Below are 23054 nucleotides of genomic sequence, written 5' to 3' on the forward strand. Positions count from 1 at the left end.
GTTTCCTCCTAAAAGTAAAATAAAGTTTGTATTGCATTGAATAGCTTTGAAACCAAACTAATCACTAATATTAGTATTATTACTATTCCTGCTAAATTACTAATAACTGCATATTCCTTTTTCCCTCCACTATCTAAAACCTTATCTAAAACTATCATTACAATTCCTACTATACCAATTTTCACTATTATACTTATATCTAACAAAATCCACACGCCTCCTTACATTAAAATAATTCCTATCATGGCACCGAAGGAAAACCCTAGGTATCTATACATCTTCACGTTTTTATCAATGTTATATTCGGCATTCTTAATTGCTTTTCCCAAATTTTCTAGAGTTAGTGCAAACATATCATTATGTCCTTCTATATCCATCTCACCTAGGCTTTTAGTAAAATCTAAAAATATGTCTAGGTCATCTTTAGTTAAGGATAATTTGTCCACTCTTTTATCTAGGCTATGAATAAAACAACTATTTACATCACATTCTTCGCTGCTAATAATTAATTCTGACGCCTCCTTAAAAATTCCAGCTATGGGTTCTTCACATTTTTCATAGACCTTATTAAGAGCATCTGGAAGTAATGCATGGGTAAAATTTATTTCATTCTTTAATACATATACTCCTCGCTGAAATTCCTTTAACTCCCTAACTCTTTTTTTAAATTTTTCTCCATAAGAAAATCCTAAAATAGTAGATGAAACTACTATAAGAATAAACCCTATTACTTTTATCATTTATTACCACCCCCTTACTTTCTCACCTTTTGTAAAATCATATATATATTCTATGGTTGCAATGCCACACTTATTACTTAAAATTACAGCTCTTTGAAAAACTTTATTTTCTAAAATTTCTTTGAATACTGGTCTATTATAGAGATCCTTTTCACTAAATCCGTGGATAGTCGTTATTACATTTACACCTGAATTTAATGCTGCCACAATACTCTCCATATCTTTATAGGTACCTATTTCGTCACATACTATAAGATGAGGAGCCATACTTCTAATGGCCATGATTATTCCTTGACTTTTCGGGCAGTTATCCAATATATCTGTCCTAATGCCTACATCCATTTGAGGAACCCCTCTATAACATGCTCCAATTTCACTTCTTTCATCAATAATAGCTACATTTTTGCCACTTAACCCATATCTTGATAATCCATTAGATATCTCCCTTGATAAATCTCTTAATATAGTTGTTTTCCCACATTTAGGTGGAGATATTATTATAGTGTTTAATATAGAATTATCTTTAATAATAAAAGGTAAGATTCCATCACTACATCCCTTTACCTCTCTAGCAATACGTATATTAATTGAAGATATGTGTTTTATAGTCTTAAGAGAGTTTTCTTCTAAAACACAGGTACCACAAATTCCAACTCTGTGACCACCTTGAATAGTTATATATCCTTGTTTGATTTCTTCCTCAAAGGCGTATATGGAGTAGCTACTTATCTTTTGAATAATTATCTTTATGTCCTCTAGTTTTGTATTATAACTTGTTCTTATCTCCTTATTATTGCTTATAAATATAAGCGGTTTGTTAACTTTTAATCTAATTTCTTGTAGTTTTCCACCATGGTCATAGTTTATAACTTCAGTTCTAATAGAAGGAGATAGTATATCCAAAACATCTTTAGTAATCATGCAACTCACCCTTTCTTACTTAATTGTTATTACCTTTCATAGATAATTATTACTATAATATTTTTATTTTTTTATTTTTTGCAAAAAAATAAGTGCTTCCTATAATGAAATATAATATTTCATTATAGGAAGCACTTATTAAAAACAGTATGTTTTCATATATCTCTGCAACCTATTAAATATGTATTCATAGAGCAAATAAAAACTAGCCTTCAATTATGAAAGCTAGCTCAATATGGACTAAACTCTTTCCATATATTCTCCTGATCTAGTATCAACTCTAATTGTGTCTCCTTCATTTACAAATAGAGGAACTGGAACTATTGCCCCTGTTTCTACTGTAGCTGGTTTTAACACGTTAGTTGCAGTATTTCCTTTAACTGCTGGTTCAGTGTTTGTAATTAATAATTCAACGAAGTTTGGAGCTTCTACTGAGAAAGCTTCACCCTTGTAGAATTTAATTATTGCAAACATGTTTTCTTTTAAGAACTTTATAGCTTCTTCTACTTTATCGTAGTTTAAAGGAATTTGCTCGAAAGTTTCTTGATCCATGAAGTAGTATAACTCTCCATCAGAATAAAGATACTGCATTTCTTTTCTCTCTATTACTGCTTCTTGGAATTTAGCAGTTGGGTTGAAAGTTGTTTCTGTAACCGCTCCAGTTATAGCATTTTTTAATTTAGTTCTAACGAAGGCAGCACCCTTACCTGGTTTAACATGTAAAAATTCTACAACAGTGTAAACTTGTCCACCATCTTCAAAAGTTGTTCCTTTTCTTAAATCTCCAGCTGATATCATAATGTAACCTCCCAATATATAATAGCCTTTGTTAATAAAATTATTATAACCTATTTAAAGCACTTTAATACCTTATGTAGTTATTAATATGCATACTAAATTTTAGTAATAAATTAATTACCTAATTTAATAATTATAATTACTTACATTTACATTAACAATGATATTTTATCAAAACTATGTATTCTTTGCAAACAAATTATACCTTCATATTAAGAAACTTGCAATAAAAGTTTAAATATATTATTAAAAATACATATTATATCCATATATTCATATCTATTATATACATTTTAATAGATTTAAAACCCAGGAATAATAGCTCCTTTATAATTATCTTCGATGTATTTTTTTACTTCTTCAGAAGTGGCTGCCTTTGTTAAAGCTTTTATTTTATCCTTTTCTTTATCTTCAGTTCTAACAGCAATGATATTAGCATATGGACTATCTGTGCCTTCAATTACTAAGGCATCTTTCAAAGGGTTAAGTCCTCCCTCTAAAGCATAATTAGTATTTATTACTGCTAATTCTACATCTTTTAGAACCCTTGGTAACTGTTCTGCATCTAGCTCTGTAATCTTAACATTTTTCGGATTTGATGTAATATCTTTTGCAGTTACTAGATCCCCCTCTGAAATTTCAATTACTCCATTTTTAGCTAAAAGTTTTAAAGCTCTTGCTCCATTAGATGGATCATTAGGAATTGCTATTTCCGCACCATCTTTAATAGCCCCTATATCATCTAATTTTTCTGAATATACTCCCATTGGTTCTAGGTGTACCTTTGTTGTATAAGAAAGATCATAAGATTTTTCCTTTACTGTAGCTTCTAAAAAAGGTACATGCTGAAAATAATTTGCATCTATTTCACCTTCTTCAAGGGCAGTATTAGGTAGTACATAATCTGAAAACTCTACTACTTCTACTTTATATCCTTCATTCTCCAATAGTGGCTTTATAGCATTTTCCACTATAGCTTTATGAGGCTCTGGAGATACTCCTATAGCTATAACCTTATCTTCACCCTTAGCCTCTGAGCCTGCTTTTCCCTTAGAACCACAGCCTACTAAAGTCACCCCTAAAGCTAATGTTAACGTTAAACTTAATAATTTCTTTACTGATTTTTTCATGTATATATTCCTCCTTGATTATAAATTTCTAAACTTAAATTTTGAATACTAGCTTAGTTTCTTATATATGTAGTTTCCTAAGCTTTGAATAAGTTGAACAAATATAATTAAAACTACCACTGTAAATATCATAATTGGAGTATTAAATCTATTATATCCATAGGTTATAGCTGCTGCTCCAAGACCGCCTCCACCAATAGATCCAGCCATGGCAGAATAGCCTATAATGCTTATAATAGTTAAAGTAAGACCTGACGCAATAGATGGTAATGCTTCTTTTATCATTATTTTAAATATTATTTGAGTCTTAGTAGCTCCTAAGGATTGAGCTGCTTCTATAACTCCTTTATCTACTTCTTTTAAAGAAGTTTCAATAATTCTTGCAACAAAAGGAGCTGCAGCTATAGTCAAAGGTACTATGGCCGCTGTAGTTCCTATGGATTTACCTACAATAACTCTAGTAACAGGAACTACTACCACCATCAATATTACGAAAGGTAAACTTCTTAAAATATTTATAACCCCATCTAATATTTTATATATATATTTATTTTCCATTGGACCTTCTTTGGTTGTTAGTATTAAAGCTATGGCTAAAACCATACCAATAATTACTGCAAAGATCGTAGATATCACTACCATTATTAAAGTTTCTATTAGTGCACTACTAAGGATCCCTATAATTGCTTCTGCTGTCATAACTATAACACCTCCCATTGGAATTTATTCTTTTCTAAGTAACTAGTAACAACTTCCTTCCACTGTTCATCAACTCTTATGACTAATGATCCCAATACATTTTCTCTAAATCTTTCTAACTTGCCCCACACAATAGAAAAATTTACATTCAAATCTCTAGCCATGTTGGTTATAAATGAATTTTCACTTTTATTTGCCGGAAAATATATCTTAATATTGACTCCATCTTGAAATAAAATTTCTTCTTCTTCTCCTAAGAATTTTCTTAGAGAATATCCTGGTCTTAAGAACAGTTCATCTACATTTCCTTCAGCTTTAACTTCTCCACCTTCTACAAGCACTATTCGCTGGCATATAGACTTTACTACTTCCATCTGATGGGTAACCATTACTATGGTAATCCCCATTTCTTTATTAATTTTAGATAACAGCTCTAATATATCCTTTGTAGTTTTAGGATCCAGTGCTGAGGTTGCTTCATCACAGAGTAATATTTTAGGTTCTAAAGCTAAAGCTCTTGCAATTGCTACTCTTTGCTTTTCTCCACCACTTAACTCTTTAGGCATAGACTTTATCTTGTGGGATAATCCAACAATTTTCAACAATTCTTCTACCTTTTTTTCTATATACTCTTTATCATATCCCCATAGTTGTAATGGTAATGCAACATTATTATATACATTAGACCTTTTAAGTAAGTTAAAATTTTGAAATATCATTCCAACATTTTTTCTAAACTCTCTAATATCTCTTTCTGTCATAGAGGAAACTTCTTTTCCCATAACTTTCAAACTACCTTCATCATAACCTTCTAGTCCATTTATACATCTTAACATGGTAGATTTTCCAGCTCCACTGTGACCTATGATTCCATATACTTGTCCCTCTTCTATGGTAAATGATACATTCTTTAGAACTTTTAAACTCTCAAAGCTCTTATTGATATGTGATACCTCTATCATCATCTAGCACCGTCCTTTACTGTAGATATCCTATTTACTTTAAATCTAGATTTAATTATTTTGGGTAAAAATAAAAGCACTAGAGAATAAATCTCTAGTGCATAAAACTTCATGCATGCCAATTCATTCTCTTATCTTCCAGCTCAAAAAAGCTGCAGGATTTAGCACCATGACGCACATATAAAGATATATGATTCAATATATATACACAGGTTGCTGGGTTTCAAAGGGCCAGTCCCTCCACCACTCGTGATAAGACAATATTTACTTTTACCTTGGCACTAATTATACATAACAATAAATAAATAGTCAACATAAAAATACTAAAATTTTTAGATTTTTTTGAATACAAGAATAAAGGTGCAAATATCTTCTTCCACCACCAAAGAGTTAATTTCTTTTATTTCATCCATCTTACCTAAATCACTAAGTAAATTTTTAAAAGTAGTAAAATCCCCCTTACACTTGATAGTTACTTCACCCCAAGAGTCATAAACAACAATGTTATTTAAAGAAATATCATTATAACTTCTTAATCTATTTAAAAATTCTCCAAGTTTAAACTCTTCCTTTTTATTTTCTTCTACAAGGTTACTTACAACTAAATTTCTATGATTTTTAGCATTATTTAAATTTATTTGTGTTTTACCATAGGCTATTAAGAGTATTATAGTTGCTATAACTATAGTAATATTAATTAACTTATATTTTCTAGTATCCATTAATCTTTACCTTAGCTGTAAAATATAGCTCTTCCTTCTCTTGAAGAATAGATGAAACTTCAACTATTGAAAACTTTTCTTCTAAAATTTTAATACACATTGAATAATCTTCCTTATCTTTAATCTTTATATTAAATCCTATATTATTATCATCTATATTCATAGAATTTATCTCAAGCTCTTCCTTTGAAATTATTTCATAAATATAGTTATATGCAAAGGTTGTAATACTTTTTCTGTCATTATTTAATTCTATGTTTTTGTTATATTGCACTTTACCTACAATATTTAATCTCTTATAATGATTCCCTAATATTCCCATGGAAATAATTATAAATAATATAGAGAAATATATCAAAGTCCTTATTATATTTTTCTTATAGATATACCTTAAACTCTCTATATACCATTGAGGATAATATCCTTCTTTCATTGTCTCCCTCCCTTTCATAAATTAAGAATTTACAGGAAAACTCCTTTTCATCTCATATAAATTAGCAATCTTAACCTTTTCCCTTTTCTCATTTGTAATGATGTAAATTCCCTTATTATTATGTTCTTCTCCACTAATCTCTCTCAAAAATGCTAAGATTTCTATATTTACATTTTCTTTACTTCCATTTATAACTCTATTTGCTCTTATAGTTCCATTTTCTACTTCAATGATATAAACATACTTATTTTTATATATTATTAAAGTGAATTCTCCATTTTTTATCTTTTTGTTGTATTTATTTGTATATAACTGTTGTATAGGTATTACAAAGTTTATATTTGCTCCTAAAAACAATTCTCGATTCATTAAAAGTGAATCCTTTACATTTATGCAGTATATGGCTACCTCTAATTTTCCTCTTTTATTCCTAATAATTTCATAGTTAAATATTATATTTTCTATATCATAAAAAATTTTTATTACTTGATTTTTAACAATTAAATCTAGTTTATTTTTATTTACTTTAGGCACAAAAATATTATGTACAAATATCTCTTCTCCCTCTAAAATTATGTCCAAATTAAGCTTTCTTAAATTTTCCTCAACTGCTACATCAGTGTCTTTATAATTTTTCTTACAGCAATATGTGCAGTAAAAATTCTTATCCTTTTTTAAATCTTTAATCTTTTCTTTTACAAACTTTATTTCTTCTTCACTTATTTCAATCGTACACCTTTTCTTCATAACTCTCCCTTCTACTGTACTAAATTCCCCTTAAAAATATATTTAATTTTGCTACCATTAATATCTATAACGAACCTATAAACTCTATTTAATCCATTGATTTGAAAATACTTATTACTTAAATCATAGGTTATATAACTATTATCATAGGTGATTAGTTTTTCACCAGCCTTCCTTTCAAAGTATTTATCTGGAGTATCTGCATTTATAGTTTCTATATTATCTAGTACATAACTATTAAAACTAGCTATTAAGTGCTCCTTATAGCTATGGTCCTTATTTTCTTTCAAGTTATATTCCACATAATTTTTAATATAAGAATTTCTATTTATAAAGGATTTCATAGAATAACATATAGTTAGGGAAATAATCATTCCTACAATTACCACATAAGTTAATATCCATCCCCTATGAATTTTTCTATACTTGCTTAACCCTGTTTTATATTTTACCAATTGCTCTCTCTCCACTAATTCCTTTATTCGTAACTATTTTAATGAATAGAACCTTACCATTTTGCCTAACTTTAAATTCTCTCACATCATATAAAAGAGGCTGATTGGTGTGGCCTACTCCATGTTTATTCTTGAAAAAAAACCTAAGTTCATTCCCATCTAAAGAAACATAACTTTCTCCTACAGATGTAGGTATAATTATATCCCCCTCTTTTAAAAAACATCCTTCACCTCTATAATTAACATAATTCTCTATATACATAAGTGCTTCATAAATCCCTGTAATTTCACTAGAATAATACACTCGTTCCTTATAGCTTTTCATCCAAATACTATAACTGCTAATAATAACTGTAATTATTAAGGAGGAAATGCTTAAAGCCGCTATTAATTCTAATATAGTAACACCTTTAGCTTTTCTCATAATTACCCTTGTAAAATACATAATTTATTTCCTTTCCATCTTGAAACCTATATAAAACCTCTATTTTTATAATTTCTTTACCAGTTTCTTCAGTTCCCGTTAAAATTATAATTGGGTATTGTTTTACTTCATCATTTATAATATATTTTATATTTATACTACCTATAGCTTCTTCTGATAAATCACTAGTATTTATGAATCTAGTTTTTCCAACTATATCTTCTTTAATATCACCATAATCCATATTGCATAAAATAAGCTTTTTAACTGCATCTATCTGAAAAGTGGCCTTCATTTCCTTTTGCTCTTCTTCTTCACATCTTCCCATTACACCGTAAAAAGTAAGTGCTCCTATGAGAATAGTAGATATGATTAACATGCTTATTATAGTTTCTAACAGTGTAATTCCTTTATTTTTGCTTACTAACATAATCTGTTCCTACCTTTATGGTTATAACTTCTCTACGTCCCTCTGGATCATATATATTTATAGACCTTCCCAAAGATGTATTTCCGTCAATATCTAATGGTATAGTTATACTAGCATCATTAGATATATGTATCCTTAGTGAATCTGGTAATAGATAACTGTGTACTTTTACAGTTCCATGATATAGGTTTAATTCTCTACTTTGGATAACTAATCTAAAGAGTTTCCTATTATCATAATTATTTCTTGCATACATCTTACAGCTATTTATAAATTCAATTGTGCCATTAACCCCCTGTTCCATTTCCATGGCTAACTTCTTTTCATCATAGGAGTTTAAATGAGGATATATTATAAATGAACATATAGATAATATACCTAATACCACTATTAATTCTATTAGTGTAAATCCATTTTTCTTCATAGCTTTCTACCTTAATACCTTTTAAAACTTTGTATTGTACATATTAAACAATGGAATCATAATTGCAATTATGATAGATCCTATAAATAGACCTACAAAGACTATCAGTAGCGGCTCTATTAAAGATGTGATCCTATCTAATTTTCCTTCAAGTTCTTCTTCGAAAACTTCATTACAACATTGCAACACCTCTTCAATACTTCCATTAATTTCTCCTATATATATTGTTGATAAAAAATAATTTGAAAAAATATCACACCTCTTAAGGCCCTCATAAAGGCTATCACCTCTTTCTAATCCTTCTATACATCTATTTAACCTCTCCTTAATGTAAATGGCATTTTCACAATTTCTCAGTAAAATTAAAGAAGATTTTATATCAATACCACTACCTATCATCATTGAAAGAGCCATAGTAAATTTACAACAAAATCTATTTTTCTCTAAATTTTTCGTTAGTGGATTTTTATATTTTAAATTATAGGTTATCCCTTTCCCCTTTAGATAAATATGTATAAAGCTTATGCCTATAAAAATCCCTATGCCCATTGGTAGCATAAGTATACCTAGACTATTTATAACTCTAGATAATCCTAAATAAAATCTAGTTATATAAGGAAGTTTCATATTTTCTATATCCATAGAATTAAAAAATGCAGGTACTAACTTGTAAATGGCAATCATACCCATAATTAATACAAATATAAATAATCCTATAGGATAAGTACTTACGCTAATAATTTTCTTTCGCCTTTTATATTCCTTCATATAGTACTTTTCCATGAAAGTTAGAATCTGCTGCAATCTACCACTTTCTTCTCCAAAATGAATTAATGTTATAAAAAATTCGGGGAATACACTTTTAAACTTCTCTAAGCTTTCTGAAAAAGATAAACCACTTTTTATATTATTTATAACTTTATTTAGAATTTCACATAACCTTTTATCCCCTAAATGCTCTTCTAATAGTTTCAAAGCATTAACTAAAGGAATTCCCGCCTTTAAATTATTCTTTAAATTTCTGCAAAAAGTAGATAAATTCTTTTCTGAAATCCTTCTTTTAAACAAATATGTATTTTCTTTATGCAGCTCTTTGTAATTAATACAATATATTTCTTCCTCTTCCAATTTTTCCATTAAACTACAATGATCTTCTACTATAACTTTTCCTGATACAATTTTTCCCTTTACATTTATCCCCTTATACTTATACTCCATAATCCACTCCTAAGGCTTTTTCAATGTTATAAACCTGCATATTTCCATAATACTCTTCCACAGAAGTACTTCCCTCTACAACTAACTCCTTAAAATATTCATTCATAGTAATCATTCCCTCTTCAATAGCTATGTTTCTTAATATATCACTATCCCCACTATCCATAGACTCCTTTAATCTCTTTCCCATAATCATAATCTCATAGGCTACAGTTCTTCCTCTGTATCCAGTGCTATTACATTTAATACATCCAGTTCCTCTATAACCTTCTTCAACCCTATCCGTGGCTAGAAGTTTCTTTTCTTCCTTGGATAATTTATATTTCACCTTACACTTTTCACATATTAATCTTGTTAACCTTTGAGCAATTACAAGAACAAGAGAACTTTTTATTATATCTCCATCTATTCCCATGTTAGTTAGTCTATTTATAGCACTGCTGGCATCGTTAGTATGTAATGTAGTTAAAACTAAGTGCCCTGTTAAAGATGCTCTTATAGCTACTTCAGCAGTTTCCCTATCTATAATTTCACCCACCATTATTACATCAGGATCCTGTCTTAATACTGCCTTTAATATATTTCCATAGGTAGCACTACCTTCTCCTATGGAAACTTGATTTATTCCCTCAACTTCACACTCCACAGGCTTTTCTACAGTGACTATATTCCTAGTTTCTTCGTTCAACTCATTTATCATAGAATATAAAGTAGTAGTTTTACCACTTCCTGTAGGACCCGTAATTATAATTAAACCTTGTTTAAACTTTAATATGTTTTTTAAGAGTCTATAATCTTTAGGTGTAAAACCTAGCTTATTTATATCTAACAAAGGTGCATTTCTTTGTAATATTCTTATTACAAATTTTTCTCCATGAACAGTAGGCATTGTAGATATTCTTAAATCATAAATATGTTCCTTTACTTTAAGATTTATCTCTCCATCTTCTGGAGTATATTTATTAGTAATATCCATATTTGCCATAACCTTTATTCTTGTGGCTATTACCTCATAAAGATTTTTAGGTAAAGTACTAAAAATATTTAAAACTCCATCTATTCTATATCTTACAGTAATTGTATCCTTCCATGACTCTATATGTATATCACTTGCACCTTTTTCAATACCTTCTCTAAAAATCGAATCCACTAAAGAAATAATGGGTCCTTTTACTTCTTTATCAAGCTCCTTTTTAGGATACTCTTCACCTTTAAGTCCCTTAACTATTTGCTTTCTATAAATTTCTTCATAATATTTATCTAAATAAATCTTAAATTGATCTATAGTACATAAGTTAAATATAATTTTTTTCTTTAAAATAAATCTTAATCTATTAATTTCTTCATTGGAATGCTCCGTAAAGGTAGCTAAATAAATCTCATTATTTTTTATGTCATAAGGTAAAATGCTATACTCTTCACACACTTCCTTGGAAAGCATAGACATAGCCTTCGTATTTATTGCTATTGAATCTAAATCTATTTTGTTGATCACCAGTTTATCTCCTTAAACATATTAAAAATATAATCTTCTTTTGTCACAACTATAATTGTTACCATTTATTTCTAATATAATTCTATAAATAAATAAAAAAGGGTTTATATTAAAACAAATTTATAAATTGTTTTAATATAAACCTTTAATGTTCACTTATACTGCTATTTCACCCTTAAATACATTCTCCGCTGGCCCCGTCATCATTATTCCATCCTCAGTTATTTCTATAGTTAAAATACCTCCTGGAGCCATAACCTTCACAGATTTATCTACTAAATTTAATTTATTACAAACCACCACCGATGAACAACATCCTGTTCCACAGGCAAGGGTTGGCCCTGCTCCTCTTTCCCAGGTATTAACCTTTATTTCCCCTCTATTCACAACTCTACAAAAGTTAACATTGGTCCCCTGTGGAAATAATTCATGGGTTTCTATGGCTGCACCTTCTTCAACCTTAAACCCTCCCTCTTCAGTTAATAAAACAGTATGAGGAACTCCAAGTAATAATGAAGTTATATTATAGCTTTTTCCATTGGCACTGATATCTTTTTTAATAATTTCTTCCTCTCCTAAGGCAGGAATAAACTTTGGATTAAAACTCTCTCTTCCCATATTTATCTTAACAGCTTTTACCTTATTATCTTCTATGAATAGATGACAAACCTTTATACCATCTCCTGTTTCAACGGTAAACTCACTTTTTCTTACTATGTTATTTTCATATACGTATTTTACAAAACATCTTATTCCATTTCCACACATACCAGCATAGGAACCATCACTATTTATTATTATCATTTGAATATCAGCAATTTTACTTCTTCTTACTACTAATATTCCATCTCCTCCTATGCCAAAATTTCTATCACATAACTTTTTAGCTAAAGTACCTAAATCATTATGTTTTACTTCCATATCTTCAAAAACCACAAAATTATTTCCTGCTCCCTGCATCTTTATAAATTTTAAAATTTCCATAATATTCTCCTCTTAAAAATAATTCTTAAGTATAACAGCTCTTATAGATTCATAATTAATTGTCTTAGGTAACTCTGCCTTTACCTTACTGACCTTATCATAGCCAACTCTTTCACAAACTTCCATGATAATTTTTTCTTCATCTTGGTTAAAAAACTTATTTAAAGGAATAGTAAACTTAGGTCTTCCATACTCCTCTATATACTCTGTAACGTATCCAAGTATAGTTGAAATTGATACCTCAATCTCTTCAGCAATATCCTCAATTGCAAAGTCTTCATTTAACATATCTAAAGCTATTTCCTTATTCTTTCTTTCATCTCCATCTATAACTATTCTTTTTTTCTTTTTTTCTTCCCATATAGGAGTTATTCCTTCTTCTTCTATATATGTATTTACTGCTTCTATTAAAGTCACTCCATATTTTTCTATCTTCTTAGGCCCCATACCCCCTATATCCTTTAACTCTTCTAAGGTTTTAGGATACCTTCCACTTATCTCTTTTAGAGTATTTTTTGCTATGATATTCTGTTCCATAGCACCTTCTATCCTGCCTAACTCCTTTCGCACTAAAACTAACCTTTCAAATAGCTTTTTATCAGTATTTACATAAAAATCCCCTGATTCCTCATTAATACTGCTAACTTCTTCTGATTTAGTTACACTAGCTTCTTCATAGCTTTTGTCAGAGTTACCCTTTTCCTTAACAGTTAGATTGTTAGCTTCAACATACTCTATAATAGCACTTTGAAATTCCTTTCCATACTTACTATACTTAGTTTCTCCCACTCCAGATATCTCTAAAAACTCCCCCTTATTTGTAGGGTGCTTAACACTCATTTCCCTAAGGGTTCCATCACTAAAAATTATATATGGAGGAATTCCAGCAGCCTTTGCCATGTTATATCTAAGTTCTCTTAATATATCAAAGAGTTCATTTCTTACCTCTGCATTAACTTTCACTTTAAATTCTTTAAAGTGAACTACTTCCTGACCTCTAAGTACTTCCATAGACTTATTATTTAATGCAAGGACAGGATAAGTTCCTTCAACTTGATTTATATACCCATGAGAAATTAATGTGTTTATAAAAGTTTTTAGGTTTTCACTTGAATAATCCTTCATTATTCCATAGGTAGATAACTCTTGAAAATTAAACTGTGTAACTTTTTTATTTTTTGATCCTCTAAGTACATCTATAAGCATAGTTGCACCATAGTTTCGTTTCATCCTATATATACAAGATAATACCTTTTGAGCATCTACAGTTTTATCAACTATTTCTCCCTGATTTAAACAATTACTACAATTGTTACAGTCATCTTCATAACTTTCTCCAAAGTAATTTAAAATATATTTTCTATAACAATCATTACTATAAACAAAATCCACCATCTGCTGAAGTGCTTTATACTGATTGTTTTTTCTCTCTGGATTTTCTATACTCATCTCTATTAAATACTTTTGAACATGGATATCTCCTGGAGAAAATAATAATATACACTGACTCTTCTCACCATCTCTACCAGCTCTTCCAATCTCTTGGTAATAACCTTCTATATTTTTAGGCATATTATAGTGAACCACATATCTTATATTAGACTTATCTATTCCCATACCAAAGGCATTAGTTGCCACCATAATCTTAACTCTATCATAAATAAAATCTTCTTGATTCTCTTTTCTTTCCTCATCAGATAAACCCGCATGATATCTAGCTATATTATATCCCTTACTAGAAAGCTCTCTATAAATATTATCTACTTCCTTTCTAGTAGCTCCATATATAATACCAGAGTTCTCTTTATTGTCTTCCATAAACTTAAGAAGATATTTCTTCTTATTCTCAGATTTAACTATATTTATAGACAAATTTTCTCTATCAAAGCCAGTAATAAATATTTTAGGACTTTGAAGCTTTAAAAGTTTTACTATGTCCTGTCTTACTTCTTTAGAAGCTGTAGCAGTAAAGGCTGTAACTATAGGTCTCACCGTAAGCCTTTCTATAAAACCTGCAATTCTTTTATAGCTAGCTCTAAAGTCATGCCCCCATTGAGATACACAATGGGCCTCATCTATAGCTATCTGACTAATAGATATCCTAGAAATTACATTATAAAATTCTATATTATCTAACCTCTCAGGGGCTATATAAAGTATTTTATATTTTTCTTCCTTTATTCCATCTAATACTTCCTTAAAATCTTTACTGCTTAAGGAGCTATTGATATAGCTACAAGGTATACCCATGTCCTTAAGTGCATCTACTTGATCCTTCATAAGGGAAATTAAAGGTGAAATTACTATAGTTAATCCCTGAAGGATTAAAGCAGGCACTTGGTAACATATAGACTTACCACTACCTGTAGACATTATAGTAAGTGCATCCTCACCCTTTAAAATAGATTCTATAACTGGCTGTTGACCTGGTCTAAAGCTTTTATATCCATAATATTTTTCCAAAATTTCTTTCATTGCTTCTTTCAAAACTACACATCCCTTAGCTTGTTTAATTAATTAAATTTATCTCTAGTTTAAATCATATCCTTTTGTAAAAAGGTTTTTATCATACATACATAAGCATCATGACCTATTATAAGTGATTCTTCATTAAAATCAAAATGAGGATTATGATGCGGTGCCACAATAGAAGATGGAATTATAAAATACATTCCCTTTCCACCTTGCTTTTCCACCTCTTCTAACATATAAGTTATATCCTCAGAGGCTCCAAAGGAAAACTCTTCAATAATATCTATAGGTAAACTTCTAAGATTTTTTACTACTACCTTAGAAAATTCATTATCGGGGCTATTATATGCCCTTGCAGAACCAACTACTCTTATATTATATTCCACATTGTATGAAATTGCTGCACCCTTAACTACTCGACAAACCATATCCATGATTCTATCATTAATTTCGTTAGTATCTCCTCTAGTTTCAAGCTCTAAAACTGCTTTATCTGCTATAACATTTTTTCCAGTTCCACCATGAAGAGTTCCTACGTTAAGTCTTCCTACTCCTTTTCCAAATTGCACTTGGCTATGAAGATTTAAAATACAGCTTGCTCCTGCTAAAAGAGCATTTCTTCCCTCTTCTGGACAAAGACCTGCATGGGCAGATTTACCTAAGAACTCTACCTCCACTTTATTAGTAGCAAGCAAATTTTTAACTTTAACAGCTATGGCATTATTTTTATCAATAAAGCCGATGTGACCAGAAAATAAATAATCTACATCTTCTAAAACTCCAGCTTCTACCATAGACTTAGCCCCTCTAACCTCTTCCTCTGCCGGTTGAAATATGAGCTTTATTTTTCCTGTTAATTTTTCTTTCATCTCTACAATAGTATTTGCAAGCTGAAGGCCCATAGCTATATGAGCATCGTGACCACAACAATGACATATTCCTGGATTTTTAGAAGAAAACCCTTCTTTAAAAGGTCTATGATTTTCCTTAGCTTCCTCAACCTTAAGACCATCTATATCAAATCTAAAAGCCATGGTAGGACCCGGAGCTCCTGTATCTATAGTTGCTACTACCCCAGTATAGCCTTGTAGAATTTCATCTACATTATAGGACTTGTTTTTAATTGCTTCAATACACTCTATCCTATGATTAGCAAGTATTTCTTCATCAGCCATACCCATTGGATTACTATGTATTTCCTTACCATATTGTAGATTATATCCAAGTTTTTTCAAGTAATCCATTATTTTTATGGTGGTTTCAAATTCTAACCACCCAGCTTCTGCACATCTATGAAATTCCCTTCTTAAGTTAATGATACTTTCCCTTAATTCCATTTATATCCACCCTGCCTTTATAATTTTTTCTATATATTCAACTCTTATGTAAATTCATTCTTATTACTTCTTAAGCAACTACAGTTCATTTAACTTAAATACTCCTTAAATGCCATATTACTTTTATTATACCATCTTCAATTAAGGAAATTATCCTTGTCCTAACTTATTTTGTATTTTATTTATAAAATAATAGTGATATACTGTAAAATATATGCTTAAATGAAAGGATGATTTATATGGCACTAGATGGATTATATTTGCGCTCTCTAGCCAATGAAATAAAAAACACTCTAATAAGCAGTAGAATAGATAAAATAACCCAACCTGAAAAGGATGAAATAGTACTGAGCTTTAAAATAAATAGGAAACCCGTTAGACTACTGCTAAATGCTAACGCTTCTTATCCTAGAATAAACTTTATTGATTACTCTAAGGAAAGCCCACTTAAGGCACCTGTATTTTGTATGGTTTTAAGAAAATATCTCAATACTGCAGTTTTAAAAAATGTGACTCAATTAAATAATGACAGAATCCTACTTTTAGATTTTGAAAGTAGTGATGAATTAGGCTTTAACAGTATATATACCCTAATAATTGAAATCATGGGTAGACACAGTAACATTACTTTGATAAGAAAAAGAGATGGACTCATCCTGGATTCCATAAAACATATTACACCAGATATAAATAGCTATAGAGTACTCTATCCTGGTATTGAATATGTATATCCTCCCGAAAGTAATAAACTTGATATATTCAACACTACCTTTGAATCATTTCAAGAAAAAACTTTAAGTCTCTATGAGGATGAAGAACTAAATGAAAAATTCTTTACTAGAGTTTTAGATGGAGTAAGTAATCCTATAGCTAAAGAGATTTCTTTTAGGCTAAATAAAAGAAATATTAATTTAATTAAAAATAACCTAAAGGAAATTTATGAATTCTTAATAGAGTTTTTTGTTAAATCCAAAGATAATAATTATGATCTTTATAGCTATTCCATAAATGATGAACTAAAAGATTTCCACTGTATAAAGCTAGAACATATTTTAGATGATGGTGGACAATGTGAAGAATATTCTTCTCCTAGTAGTCTTCTAGAAAGCTTCTATCATGCAAAGGATAAAATAAATAGACTTCAAAGTAAAAGTCATGATATGCAAAAGCTGGTTATAAATAACATAGACAGAGTTGAAAAAAAATTAAACATTCTAAAGAAAACTTTAATTGAATGTGAAGAAAAGCAAAAATATAATCTATATGGAGAGCTTATAACTGCAAATATTTATAATATCAAAAAGGGTGATAAAGAGGTTAAAGCATTAAATTACTATAGTGAGGAAGAAGAATATATTAAAATTCCTTTAGATATAAATAAAACCCCTTCTGAAAATGCTCAAAAGTATTTTAAAAAATACAATAAATTAAAAGCTGCAGAAGAAAATGCTTATATCCAAATAGAATTAGCTGAAGAAGAGGATGAATATCTTCAATCAGTACTTAGTAATATTGAAAATGCTGATAACTATAAAGATTTAGAGGATATAAAAAATGAGTTAGTGGAAACTGGCTACATTGCTTTCAAAAAGTCTATGAAAAGTAAAAAGACTAAGCCTTCAAAACCACTCCACTTCATATCTAGTGATGGCATTGATATATATGTAGGTAAAAACAATCTAGAAAATGATTATTTAACTCTGAAGTTTGCTCATAACAATGATATTTGGCTTCACATAAAAAATATTCCAGGTTCCCATGTAATCATTAAAAACCTTGGAGAAGTACCTGATTCCACCCTTCTTGAAGCTGCAACCTTAGCCGCCTTCTATAGCAAGGGTAAAAACTCTACAAAGGTACCTATAGACTACACAGAAATTAGAAATGTTAAAAAAATGGCTAAAGGAAAGCCTGGTATGGTAACCTACTCCACAAACAAAACCATCTATGTAGATCCTATAAAACTTGATTTAAAGCAAGTTTAAAATAAAGACTATCTCAAAACTTTTTGAGATAGTCTTTATTTTATTTCTTCGGATTATATTGATAGTAATAGCATTGAATTCTTCCATTATAAAGTTTCCTGTTTTTATCAGCTTTTTTTCCAAATACCTTTTGAAAGTCATCATAGGATGTTAGTACATAGCAAGACCAATCCTCTAGTCCTGCATAGACATTAGAAAAAGTTTTGTAGAGATACTTAACCTCATCTTCATCTAAAAGTCTCTCTCCATAAGGTGGATTAGTTATTATCATACCACCTTTTTTTCTGTTTCTTACATCCTTCATATCAAGTCTTTGGAAGTTAACATACTTCTCTACACCTGCTTTTTTAGCATTATCCATGGCAGTTCTAAGGACTCTTCCATCTATATCAGAGCCTTGAATAACGAAGTCTTTTTTATTAACACTTCTTTTTGCTCCTTCACGTACCTGCTCCCAAATTTCTTTGTCAAAGGTAGGCCAAGTTTCACTTACAAAGTGTCTATTAACTCCTGGTGCTATATTTTTAGCTATCAGTGCAGCTTCTATAGGTATAGTTCCTGATCCACAAAATGGGTCTATTAAAAGCTCATCTCCATTGAATTTGGCTATCAAAACTAAGGCTGCTGCTAAGGTTTCCTTCAAAGGAGCCATTCCTGCATTTTCCCTATATCCCCTCTTATGAAGTCCTACTCCAGAGGTATCTACTGCAAGGGTTACCTTATCCTTTAGAATTCCAACTTCTATCTTATATACTGGTCCATCTTCACTAAACCAATTAGTATCATATTTTTCTTTCATTTTTTCTACTACAGCTTTTTTTACTATACCTTGACAGTCAGGTACACTATGTAAGGTAGATTTAACAGATTTTCCTATAACATGCATTTTACCATCAATAGGTATTAAGCTACCCCAGTCAACTTTTTTAGTTCCTTGAAATAATTCTTCAAAGGAGGTAGCTTCAAATTCTGCCATCTCCAGAAAAACTCTCTCTGCAGTTCTTAAATGGATATTACAGATAGCAACATCCATTTCATCTCCTTCAAAGGTTATCTTTCCATTTTCTATTTTTAAGTCTTCATATCCTAAATTCTTTAGCTCCTTGCCTGTAATAGCCTCTATACCAAAGGTAGTAGTTACAATTATTTTATACATAAATTTTTTCTCCTAATTATTCTCGTATAGACTTACAGAGTCCACTCCATCTTTTTCTACTAGTTCAACAGATATATCCTCTTTTCTTGAAGTTGGTATGTTTTTCCCCACATAATCAGCTCTTATTGGTAGCTCTCTATGCCCTCTATCTACAAGTACAGCTAGCTGAATCATTTCAGGTCTTCCTCTATCTATGATTGCATCTATTGCCGCTCTTACACTTCTTCCTGTAAATAAAACATCATCCACTAGAATTATTCTCTTACCAGTTATGTCTACTCCTAATTCTATACTATTATGTTCCTTTAAGTTTTCAGGTTTTTTTAAGTCATCTCTATATTTAGTTATATCTACACTACCTACTTCTACCTCTTCACCTTCAAACATGTTGATCAGTTCAGCAATTCTATTAGCTAGTGGCACTCCTCTACTTTTAATTCCTAATAAAACCAAGTTTTCTGTACCCTTGTTTTTTTCTATAATTTCATGAGAAATTCTCGTGAGAGTTCTCTTAATTGCTTTATCGTCCATAAGTACTGATTTCAGTTCCATAACAATCCCTCCCTAAACTTCTTTTCTTAATTTATCTAATATATCCTGAAAATATTCTGGAAGTTGTGAATCAAACTCCATATACTCTCCTGTGGTAGGATGTATAAAGCCTAAATTTTTCGCATGAAGTGCTTGACCTTGCAATTTAAACTTCTGTTTCTTATATCCATATACTTGATCTCCAATTAGTGGATGATGTAAATGAGCCATATGAACTCTAATTTGATGTGTTCTACCTGTTTCTAGTCTACATTCCACCAAGGTATTACTTTTAAATCGCTCCAGCACTTTATAATTAGTAATAGCTTCTTTTCCATCCTTAACTACAGCCATCTTTATTCTCTCTACAGGATGTCTTCCTATATTGGTTCTAACAGTACCCTCTTCCTCCTTTACTATACCTTCTACTATGGCATAGTAAGTTCTCTTCATGGAGTGGTCCTTTAGCTGCATAGCTAATGAATTATGAGATTTATCATTTTTAGCAACTACTAATATCCCTGAAGTATCTTTATCAATTCTGTGCACTATACCAGGTCTTATAACTCCGTTTATACCTGATAAGTCCTTACAATGATAAAGAAGACCATTAACAAGGGTTCCAGTATAATTTCCTGGGGCAGGGTGGACTACCATATCCTGTGGCTTATTTATTACTATAACATCACTGTCCTCATAAATTATATCTAAAGGAATATTTTCAGCCTCTACTTGAAGCTCCACTGGCTCAGCTAGTTCTACTTGAACCTGGTCTCCTTTTCTTAATTTGTAATTACTTTTCTTTATCTGTCCATTGACTTTCACTTGTTGTCTTTCAATAATTCCCTGAACAAAAGATCTAGACATATCTACTTCATTTTCGCTTACAAATAAGTCAAGTCTCTTCCCTACATTTTCTTCTTCTATAGTGTAATTTATAAAATCCATTAAATCTCATCCTTCAGTATACATATTAATAGAAAAAATGTTCCTATACAAACTAGCATATCAGCCACATTAAAGGTTGGAAAATAATACAAGTCCCTATAATGAACCATAATAAAATCCACTACATAATTATAACTTATTCTATCTATAAGATTACCTATTGCTCCCGCAATTATCATAGCAATAGATACATATACTAATTTGAACTTAGGCTTATACTTTAATAAATAGAATATCATTCCTATAACTACAATTATAGTAATAACAATAAATAACCACTGCTTATTTTGAAGCATTCCAAAGGCAGCTCCACGGTTTTCTAAATAATCAAGAGTAAAGAAATCCTTAATTACAGTTAATCCTTCTGAACCCTTTAAGGTACCTATAGCCCACCATTTTGTTCCTCTATCTATTATTAGACCTAATACTACTATTATTATTCCTAAAGTCAAAACCACTCCCCCTTATCTTAACTCGGATAAAATATTTTTAATGGTATTAGACTTATTTATAATTCTTTTTAAATTTTCTACATTAATAGTTTGTCTTGCATCTGATACAGAATTATCAGGATTTACATGACTTTCTATAATTAATCCATCTGCACCAGCTGCCACAGCAGCTAAACTCATAGCTTCAACTAACTCGCGTCTTCCAGTTCCATGACTGGGATCCACAATAACAGGAAGTCTATAATTTTCCTTAATCACTGCTACAGAGTTTAAATCTAAGGTATTTCTAGTAGTAGTCTCAAAGGTTCTTACCCCTCTTTCACAAAGCACTACTTGATCATTACCTTCCTTTAAAACATATTCAGCTGCATAAATCCATTCAGCTACAGTAGCACTTATCCCTCTTTTAAGAAGTACAGGTACTTTAAGCTTTCCTAATTCCTTCAAAAATGTATAGTTATACATATTTCTAGAACCAACCTGTATCATATCTACATAAGGAAGAGAAATTTCTATATCTCTAGCATCCATTACCTCAGATACTACTGGCAAACCAAATTCATTTCCCACTTCTTTAAGTATTTTTAGTCCCTCTATACCGAGACCTTGAAAATCATAGGGAGATGTTCTAGGCTTGAAGGCACCTGCTCTCATCATATGTGCTCCCTGGTCCTTCAAGGCTCTTCCTATCTTTATCATTTTATCATAGTTTTCCACTGCACATGGTCCAGATATAAACACTAAGTCATCTCCACCAATGATTACATCCTTAACCTGTACTGTAATTTTTTCTCCACTATTTTTTTCTGCAAGTATTCTTTTCATATAATATCACCTTATAAAGCTTTTAACATAGAACGTAATATGGTATTTGAATTTTTAACTGATATTTCTTTGAATTTTTCATAGTCCATATGTGCTCCATTATTAGCATTGTCAGAAATTGATCTTATTATAACAAAAGGTTTGTTATTAAGATAAGCAGCATGAGCTATACTTGCTCCTTCCATCTCGCAAGATAGCGCATTAAACTCACTTTTTAACCATCTTATCTTCTCTATATCAGCTATAAATTGATCTCCAGATACTATTCTACCAGTGAAAATATTTATATCTTTTATACCTTCACAAGCACTTTGGGCTTTTTCTACTAATACCTTATCACATTTAAAGTCAAAGACTTCCATATTAGGAACTTGACCTGGTCTATCTCCAAATTTAGTTGTGTCCATATCATGCTCCACTAAGTCTGTTGCAATAACCACATCTCCTGGATATATATCTTCTCCAATACCACCAGCTATACCAACATTTATAACAGCATCCACATTGAAATCATCAACTAAAATTTGTGTGCAAACTGCTGCATTTACCTTACCTATTCCACTTCTAACTATTACAACATCCTTATCATAAATAGTTCCATGATTAAATGTCATCATTGCTCTTGTAACTTTTTTCTTTATTTCCATATCAGCTATTAGAGAACTTACTTCCTCTTCCATAGCTCCTATAATTCCTATTCTCATGCTAAAATCTCCTCTTTTCTTCCTAGGTACAAATAATTCTAGGTACTTTTCTTTAATACAAA

Annotated in this window: 26 protein-coding genes and 1 riboswitch; of the genes, 1 reads left to right on the forward strand and 25 read right to left on the reverse strand. The window is 30.4% G+C overall.

The features are described from left to right. Positions 1–8: 8 nt before the first annotated feature. From spoIIIAC to ACTNBA_RS06895, 19 genes are all read right to left on the reverse strand, one after another. Positions 9–206 carry a stage III sporulation protein AC gene (gene spoIIIAC / locus ACTNBA_RS06805; RefSeq protein WP_035129354.1) on the reverse strand — a complete coding sequence of 66 codons (198 nt, stop codon included), beginning with the start codon at positions 204–206 and terminating at the stop codon, positions 9–11. A gap of 15 nt (positions 207–221) precedes the next feature. Then, a complete protein-coding gene (spoIIIAB, locus tag ACTNBA_RS06810; RefSeq protein ID WP_441073156.1) occupies positions 222–740 on the reverse strand; it encodes a stage III sporulation protein SpoIIIAB in 519 nt (172 codons plus the stop codon). A gap of 3 nt (positions 741–743) precedes the next feature. Then, positions 744–1661 (reverse strand): stage III sporulation protein AA, encoded by a 918-nt coding sequence (spoIIIAA, locus tag ACTNBA_RS06815; RefSeq protein ID WP_346847946.1) that lies wholly within the window; start codon positions 1659–1661, stop codon positions 744–746. 240 nt (positions 1662–1901) lie between these two features. Continuing rightward, complete coding sequence (gene efp, locus ACTNBA_RS06820) at positions 1902–2459, reverse strand: elongation factor P (RefSeq protein ID WP_035129348.1); 558 nt, start codon at positions 2457–2459, stop codon at positions 1902–1904. Between the two features lie 302 nt (positions 2460–2761). Further along, positions 2762–3589 carry a MetQ/NlpA family ABC transporter substrate-binding protein gene (locus ACTNBA_RS06825; protein WP_441073157.1) on the reverse strand — a complete coding sequence of 276 codons (828 nt, stop codon included), beginning with the start codon at positions 3587–3589 and terminating at the stop codon, positions 2762–2764. 48 nt (positions 3590–3637) lie between these two features. Continuing rightward, on the reverse strand, positions 3638–4288 hold the full coding sequence (locus ACTNBA_RS06830; RefSeq protein ID WP_441073158.1) for a methionine ABC transporter permease: 651 nt from the start codon (positions 4286–4288) through the stop codon (positions 3638–3640). Between the two features lie 2 nt (positions 4289–4290). Beyond that, a complete protein-coding gene (locus ACTNBA_RS06835; protein WP_441073226.1) occupies positions 4291–5250 on the reverse strand; it encodes a methionine ABC transporter ATP-binding protein in 960 nt (319 codons plus the stop codon). A gap of 128 nt (positions 5251–5378) precedes the next feature. Next, positions 5379–5509: riboswitch (SAM riboswitch) on the reverse strand. A 73-nt stretch (positions 5510–5582) separates the two neighbouring features. Then, positions 5583–5972 (reverse strand): hypothetical protein, encoded by a 390-nt coding sequence (locus ACTNBA_RS06840; RefSeq protein WP_035129332.1) that lies wholly within the window; start codon positions 5970–5972, stop codon positions 5583–5585. Beyond that, a complete protein-coding gene (locus tag ACTNBA_RS06845) occupies positions 5962–6405 on the reverse strand; it encodes a hypothetical protein (RefSeq protein ID WP_441073159.1) in 444 nt (147 codons plus the stop codon). The genes ACTNBA_RS06840 and ACTNBA_RS06845 overlap by 11 nt, the downstream gene beginning before the upstream one ends. A 21-nt stretch (positions 6406–6426) precedes the next feature. Beyond that, positions 6427–7152, reverse strand: a complete 726-nt coding sequence (locus ACTNBA_RS06850; RefSeq protein WP_441073160.1) for a hypothetical protein — start codon at positions 7150–7152, stop codon at positions 6427–6429. A gap of 11 nt (positions 7153–7163) precedes the next feature. Continuing rightward, positions 7164–7607, reverse strand: a complete 444-nt coding sequence (locus ACTNBA_RS06855) for a hypothetical protein (RefSeq protein ID WP_441073161.1) — start codon at positions 7605–7607, stop codon at positions 7164–7166. Then, positions 7594–8031: a hypothetical protein gene (locus tag ACTNBA_RS06860; protein WP_441073162.1), complete on the reverse strand. Its 438-nt coding sequence runs from the start codon at positions 8029–8031 to the stop codon at positions 7594–7596. The genes ACTNBA_RS06855 and ACTNBA_RS06860 overlap by 14 nt, the downstream gene beginning before the upstream one ends. Beyond that, positions 8018–8461: a type IV pilus modification PilV family protein gene (locus tag ACTNBA_RS06865; RefSeq protein ID WP_441073163.1), complete on the reverse strand. Its 444-nt coding sequence runs from the start codon at positions 8459–8461 to the stop codon at positions 8018–8020. The genes ACTNBA_RS06860 and ACTNBA_RS06865 overlap by 14 nt, the downstream gene beginning before the upstream one ends. Further along, on the reverse strand, positions 8442–8885 hold the full coding sequence (locus ACTNBA_RS06870; RefSeq protein ID WP_441073164.1) for a type II secretion system protein: 444 nt from the start codon (positions 8883–8885) through the stop codon (positions 8442–8444). Before ACTNBA_RS06870 ends, ACTNBA_RS06865 begins: the two co-directional genes overlap by 20 nt. Before the next feature lie 21 nt (positions 8886–8906). Next, the gene (locus ACTNBA_RS06875) at positions 8907–10103 is read right to left on the reverse strand and encodes a type II secretion system F family protein (RefSeq protein ID WP_441073165.1); all 1197 of its coding nucleotides are present in this window, start codon (positions 10101–10103) and stop codon (positions 8907–8909) included. Beyond that, a complete protein-coding gene (locus tag ACTNBA_RS06880; protein WP_441073166.1) occupies positions 10093–11598 on the reverse strand; it encodes a GspE/PulE family protein in 1506 nt (501 codons plus the stop codon). Before ACTNBA_RS06880 ends, ACTNBA_RS06875 begins: the two co-directional genes overlap by 11 nt. 156 nt (positions 11599–11754) lie before the next feature. Then, complete coding sequence (gene dapF / locus ACTNBA_RS06885) at positions 11755–12582, reverse strand: diaminopimelate epimerase (RefSeq protein ID WP_441073167.1); 828 nt, start codon at positions 12580–12582, stop codon at positions 11755–11757. A gap of 12 nt (positions 12583–12594) precedes the next feature. Then, positions 12595–15069, reverse strand: a complete 2475-nt coding sequence (recQ, locus tag ACTNBA_RS06890) for a DNA helicase RecQ (protein WP_441073168.1) — start codon at positions 15067–15069, stop codon at positions 12595–12597. 47 nt (positions 15070–15116) lie between these two features. Beyond that, positions 15117–16391 (reverse strand): amidohydrolase, encoded by a 1275-nt coding sequence (locus ACTNBA_RS06895; protein ID WP_441073169.1) that lies wholly within the window; start codon positions 16389–16391, stop codon positions 15117–15119. A gap of 239 nt (positions 16392–16630) precedes the next feature. Here ACTNBA_RS06895 and ACTNBA_RS06900 point away from each other — a divergent pair, with 239 nt between their 5' ends. Beyond that, positions 16631–18376, forward strand: coding sequence for an Rqc2 family fibronectin-binding protein (locus ACTNBA_RS06900; RefSeq protein WP_441073170.1), 1746 nt, complete (start codon positions 16631–16633; stop codon positions 18374–18376). 40 nt (positions 18377–18416) lie between these two features. Here the strand turns inward: ACTNBA_RS06900 and ACTNBA_RS06905 are convergent, their stop codons facing one another. From ACTNBA_RS06905 to ACTNBA_RS06930, 6 genes are read right to left on the reverse strand one after another with little or no spacing between them, the layout of a single operon-like run. Continuing rightward, the gene (locus ACTNBA_RS06905) at positions 18417–19532 is read right to left on the reverse strand and encodes a THUMP domain-containing protein (RefSeq protein ID WP_150844846.1); all 1116 of its coding nucleotides are present in this window, start codon (positions 19530–19532) and stop codon (positions 18417–18419) included. Between the two features lie 12 nt (positions 19533–19544). Then, on the reverse strand, positions 19545–20084 hold the full coding sequence (gene pyrR / locus ACTNBA_RS06910; RefSeq protein WP_441073171.1) for a bifunctional pyr operon transcriptional regulator/uracil phosphoribosyltransferase PyrR: 540 nt from the start codon (positions 20082–20084) through the stop codon (positions 19545–19547). Between the two features lie 12 nt (positions 20085–20096). Beyond that, positions 20097–21011, reverse strand: coding sequence for an RluA family pseudouridine synthase (locus ACTNBA_RS06915; protein WP_441073172.1), 915 nt, complete (start codon positions 21009–21011; stop codon positions 20097–20099). Further along, on the reverse strand, positions 21011–21463 hold the full coding sequence (gene lspA / locus ACTNBA_RS06920) for a signal peptidase II (protein ID WP_441073173.1): 453 nt from the start codon (positions 21461–21463) through the stop codon (positions 21011–21013). Before lspA ends, ACTNBA_RS06915 begins: the two co-directional genes overlap by 1 nt. A gap of 12 nt (positions 21464–21475) precedes the next feature. Then, positions 21476–22288 carry a 3-deoxy-7-phosphoheptulonate synthase gene (gene aroF, locus ACTNBA_RS06925; protein WP_441073174.1) on the reverse strand — a complete coding sequence of 271 codons (813 nt, stop codon included), beginning with the start codon at positions 22286–22288 and terminating at the stop codon, positions 21476–21478. Positions 22289–22299: 11 nt separating this feature from the next. Continuing rightward, positions 22300–22992: a 5'-methylthioadenosine/adenosylhomocysteine nucleosidase gene (locus ACTNBA_RS06930; protein WP_441073175.1), complete on the reverse strand. Its 693-nt coding sequence runs from the start codon at positions 22990–22992 to the stop codon at positions 22300–22302. Positions 22993–23054: the final 62 nt, after the last annotated feature.

Source organism: Clostridium sulfidigenes (assembly GCF_052067195.1).
GTDB lineage: Bacteria > Bacillota > Clostridia > Clostridiales > Clostridiaceae > Clostridium_J > Clostridium_J sulfidigenes.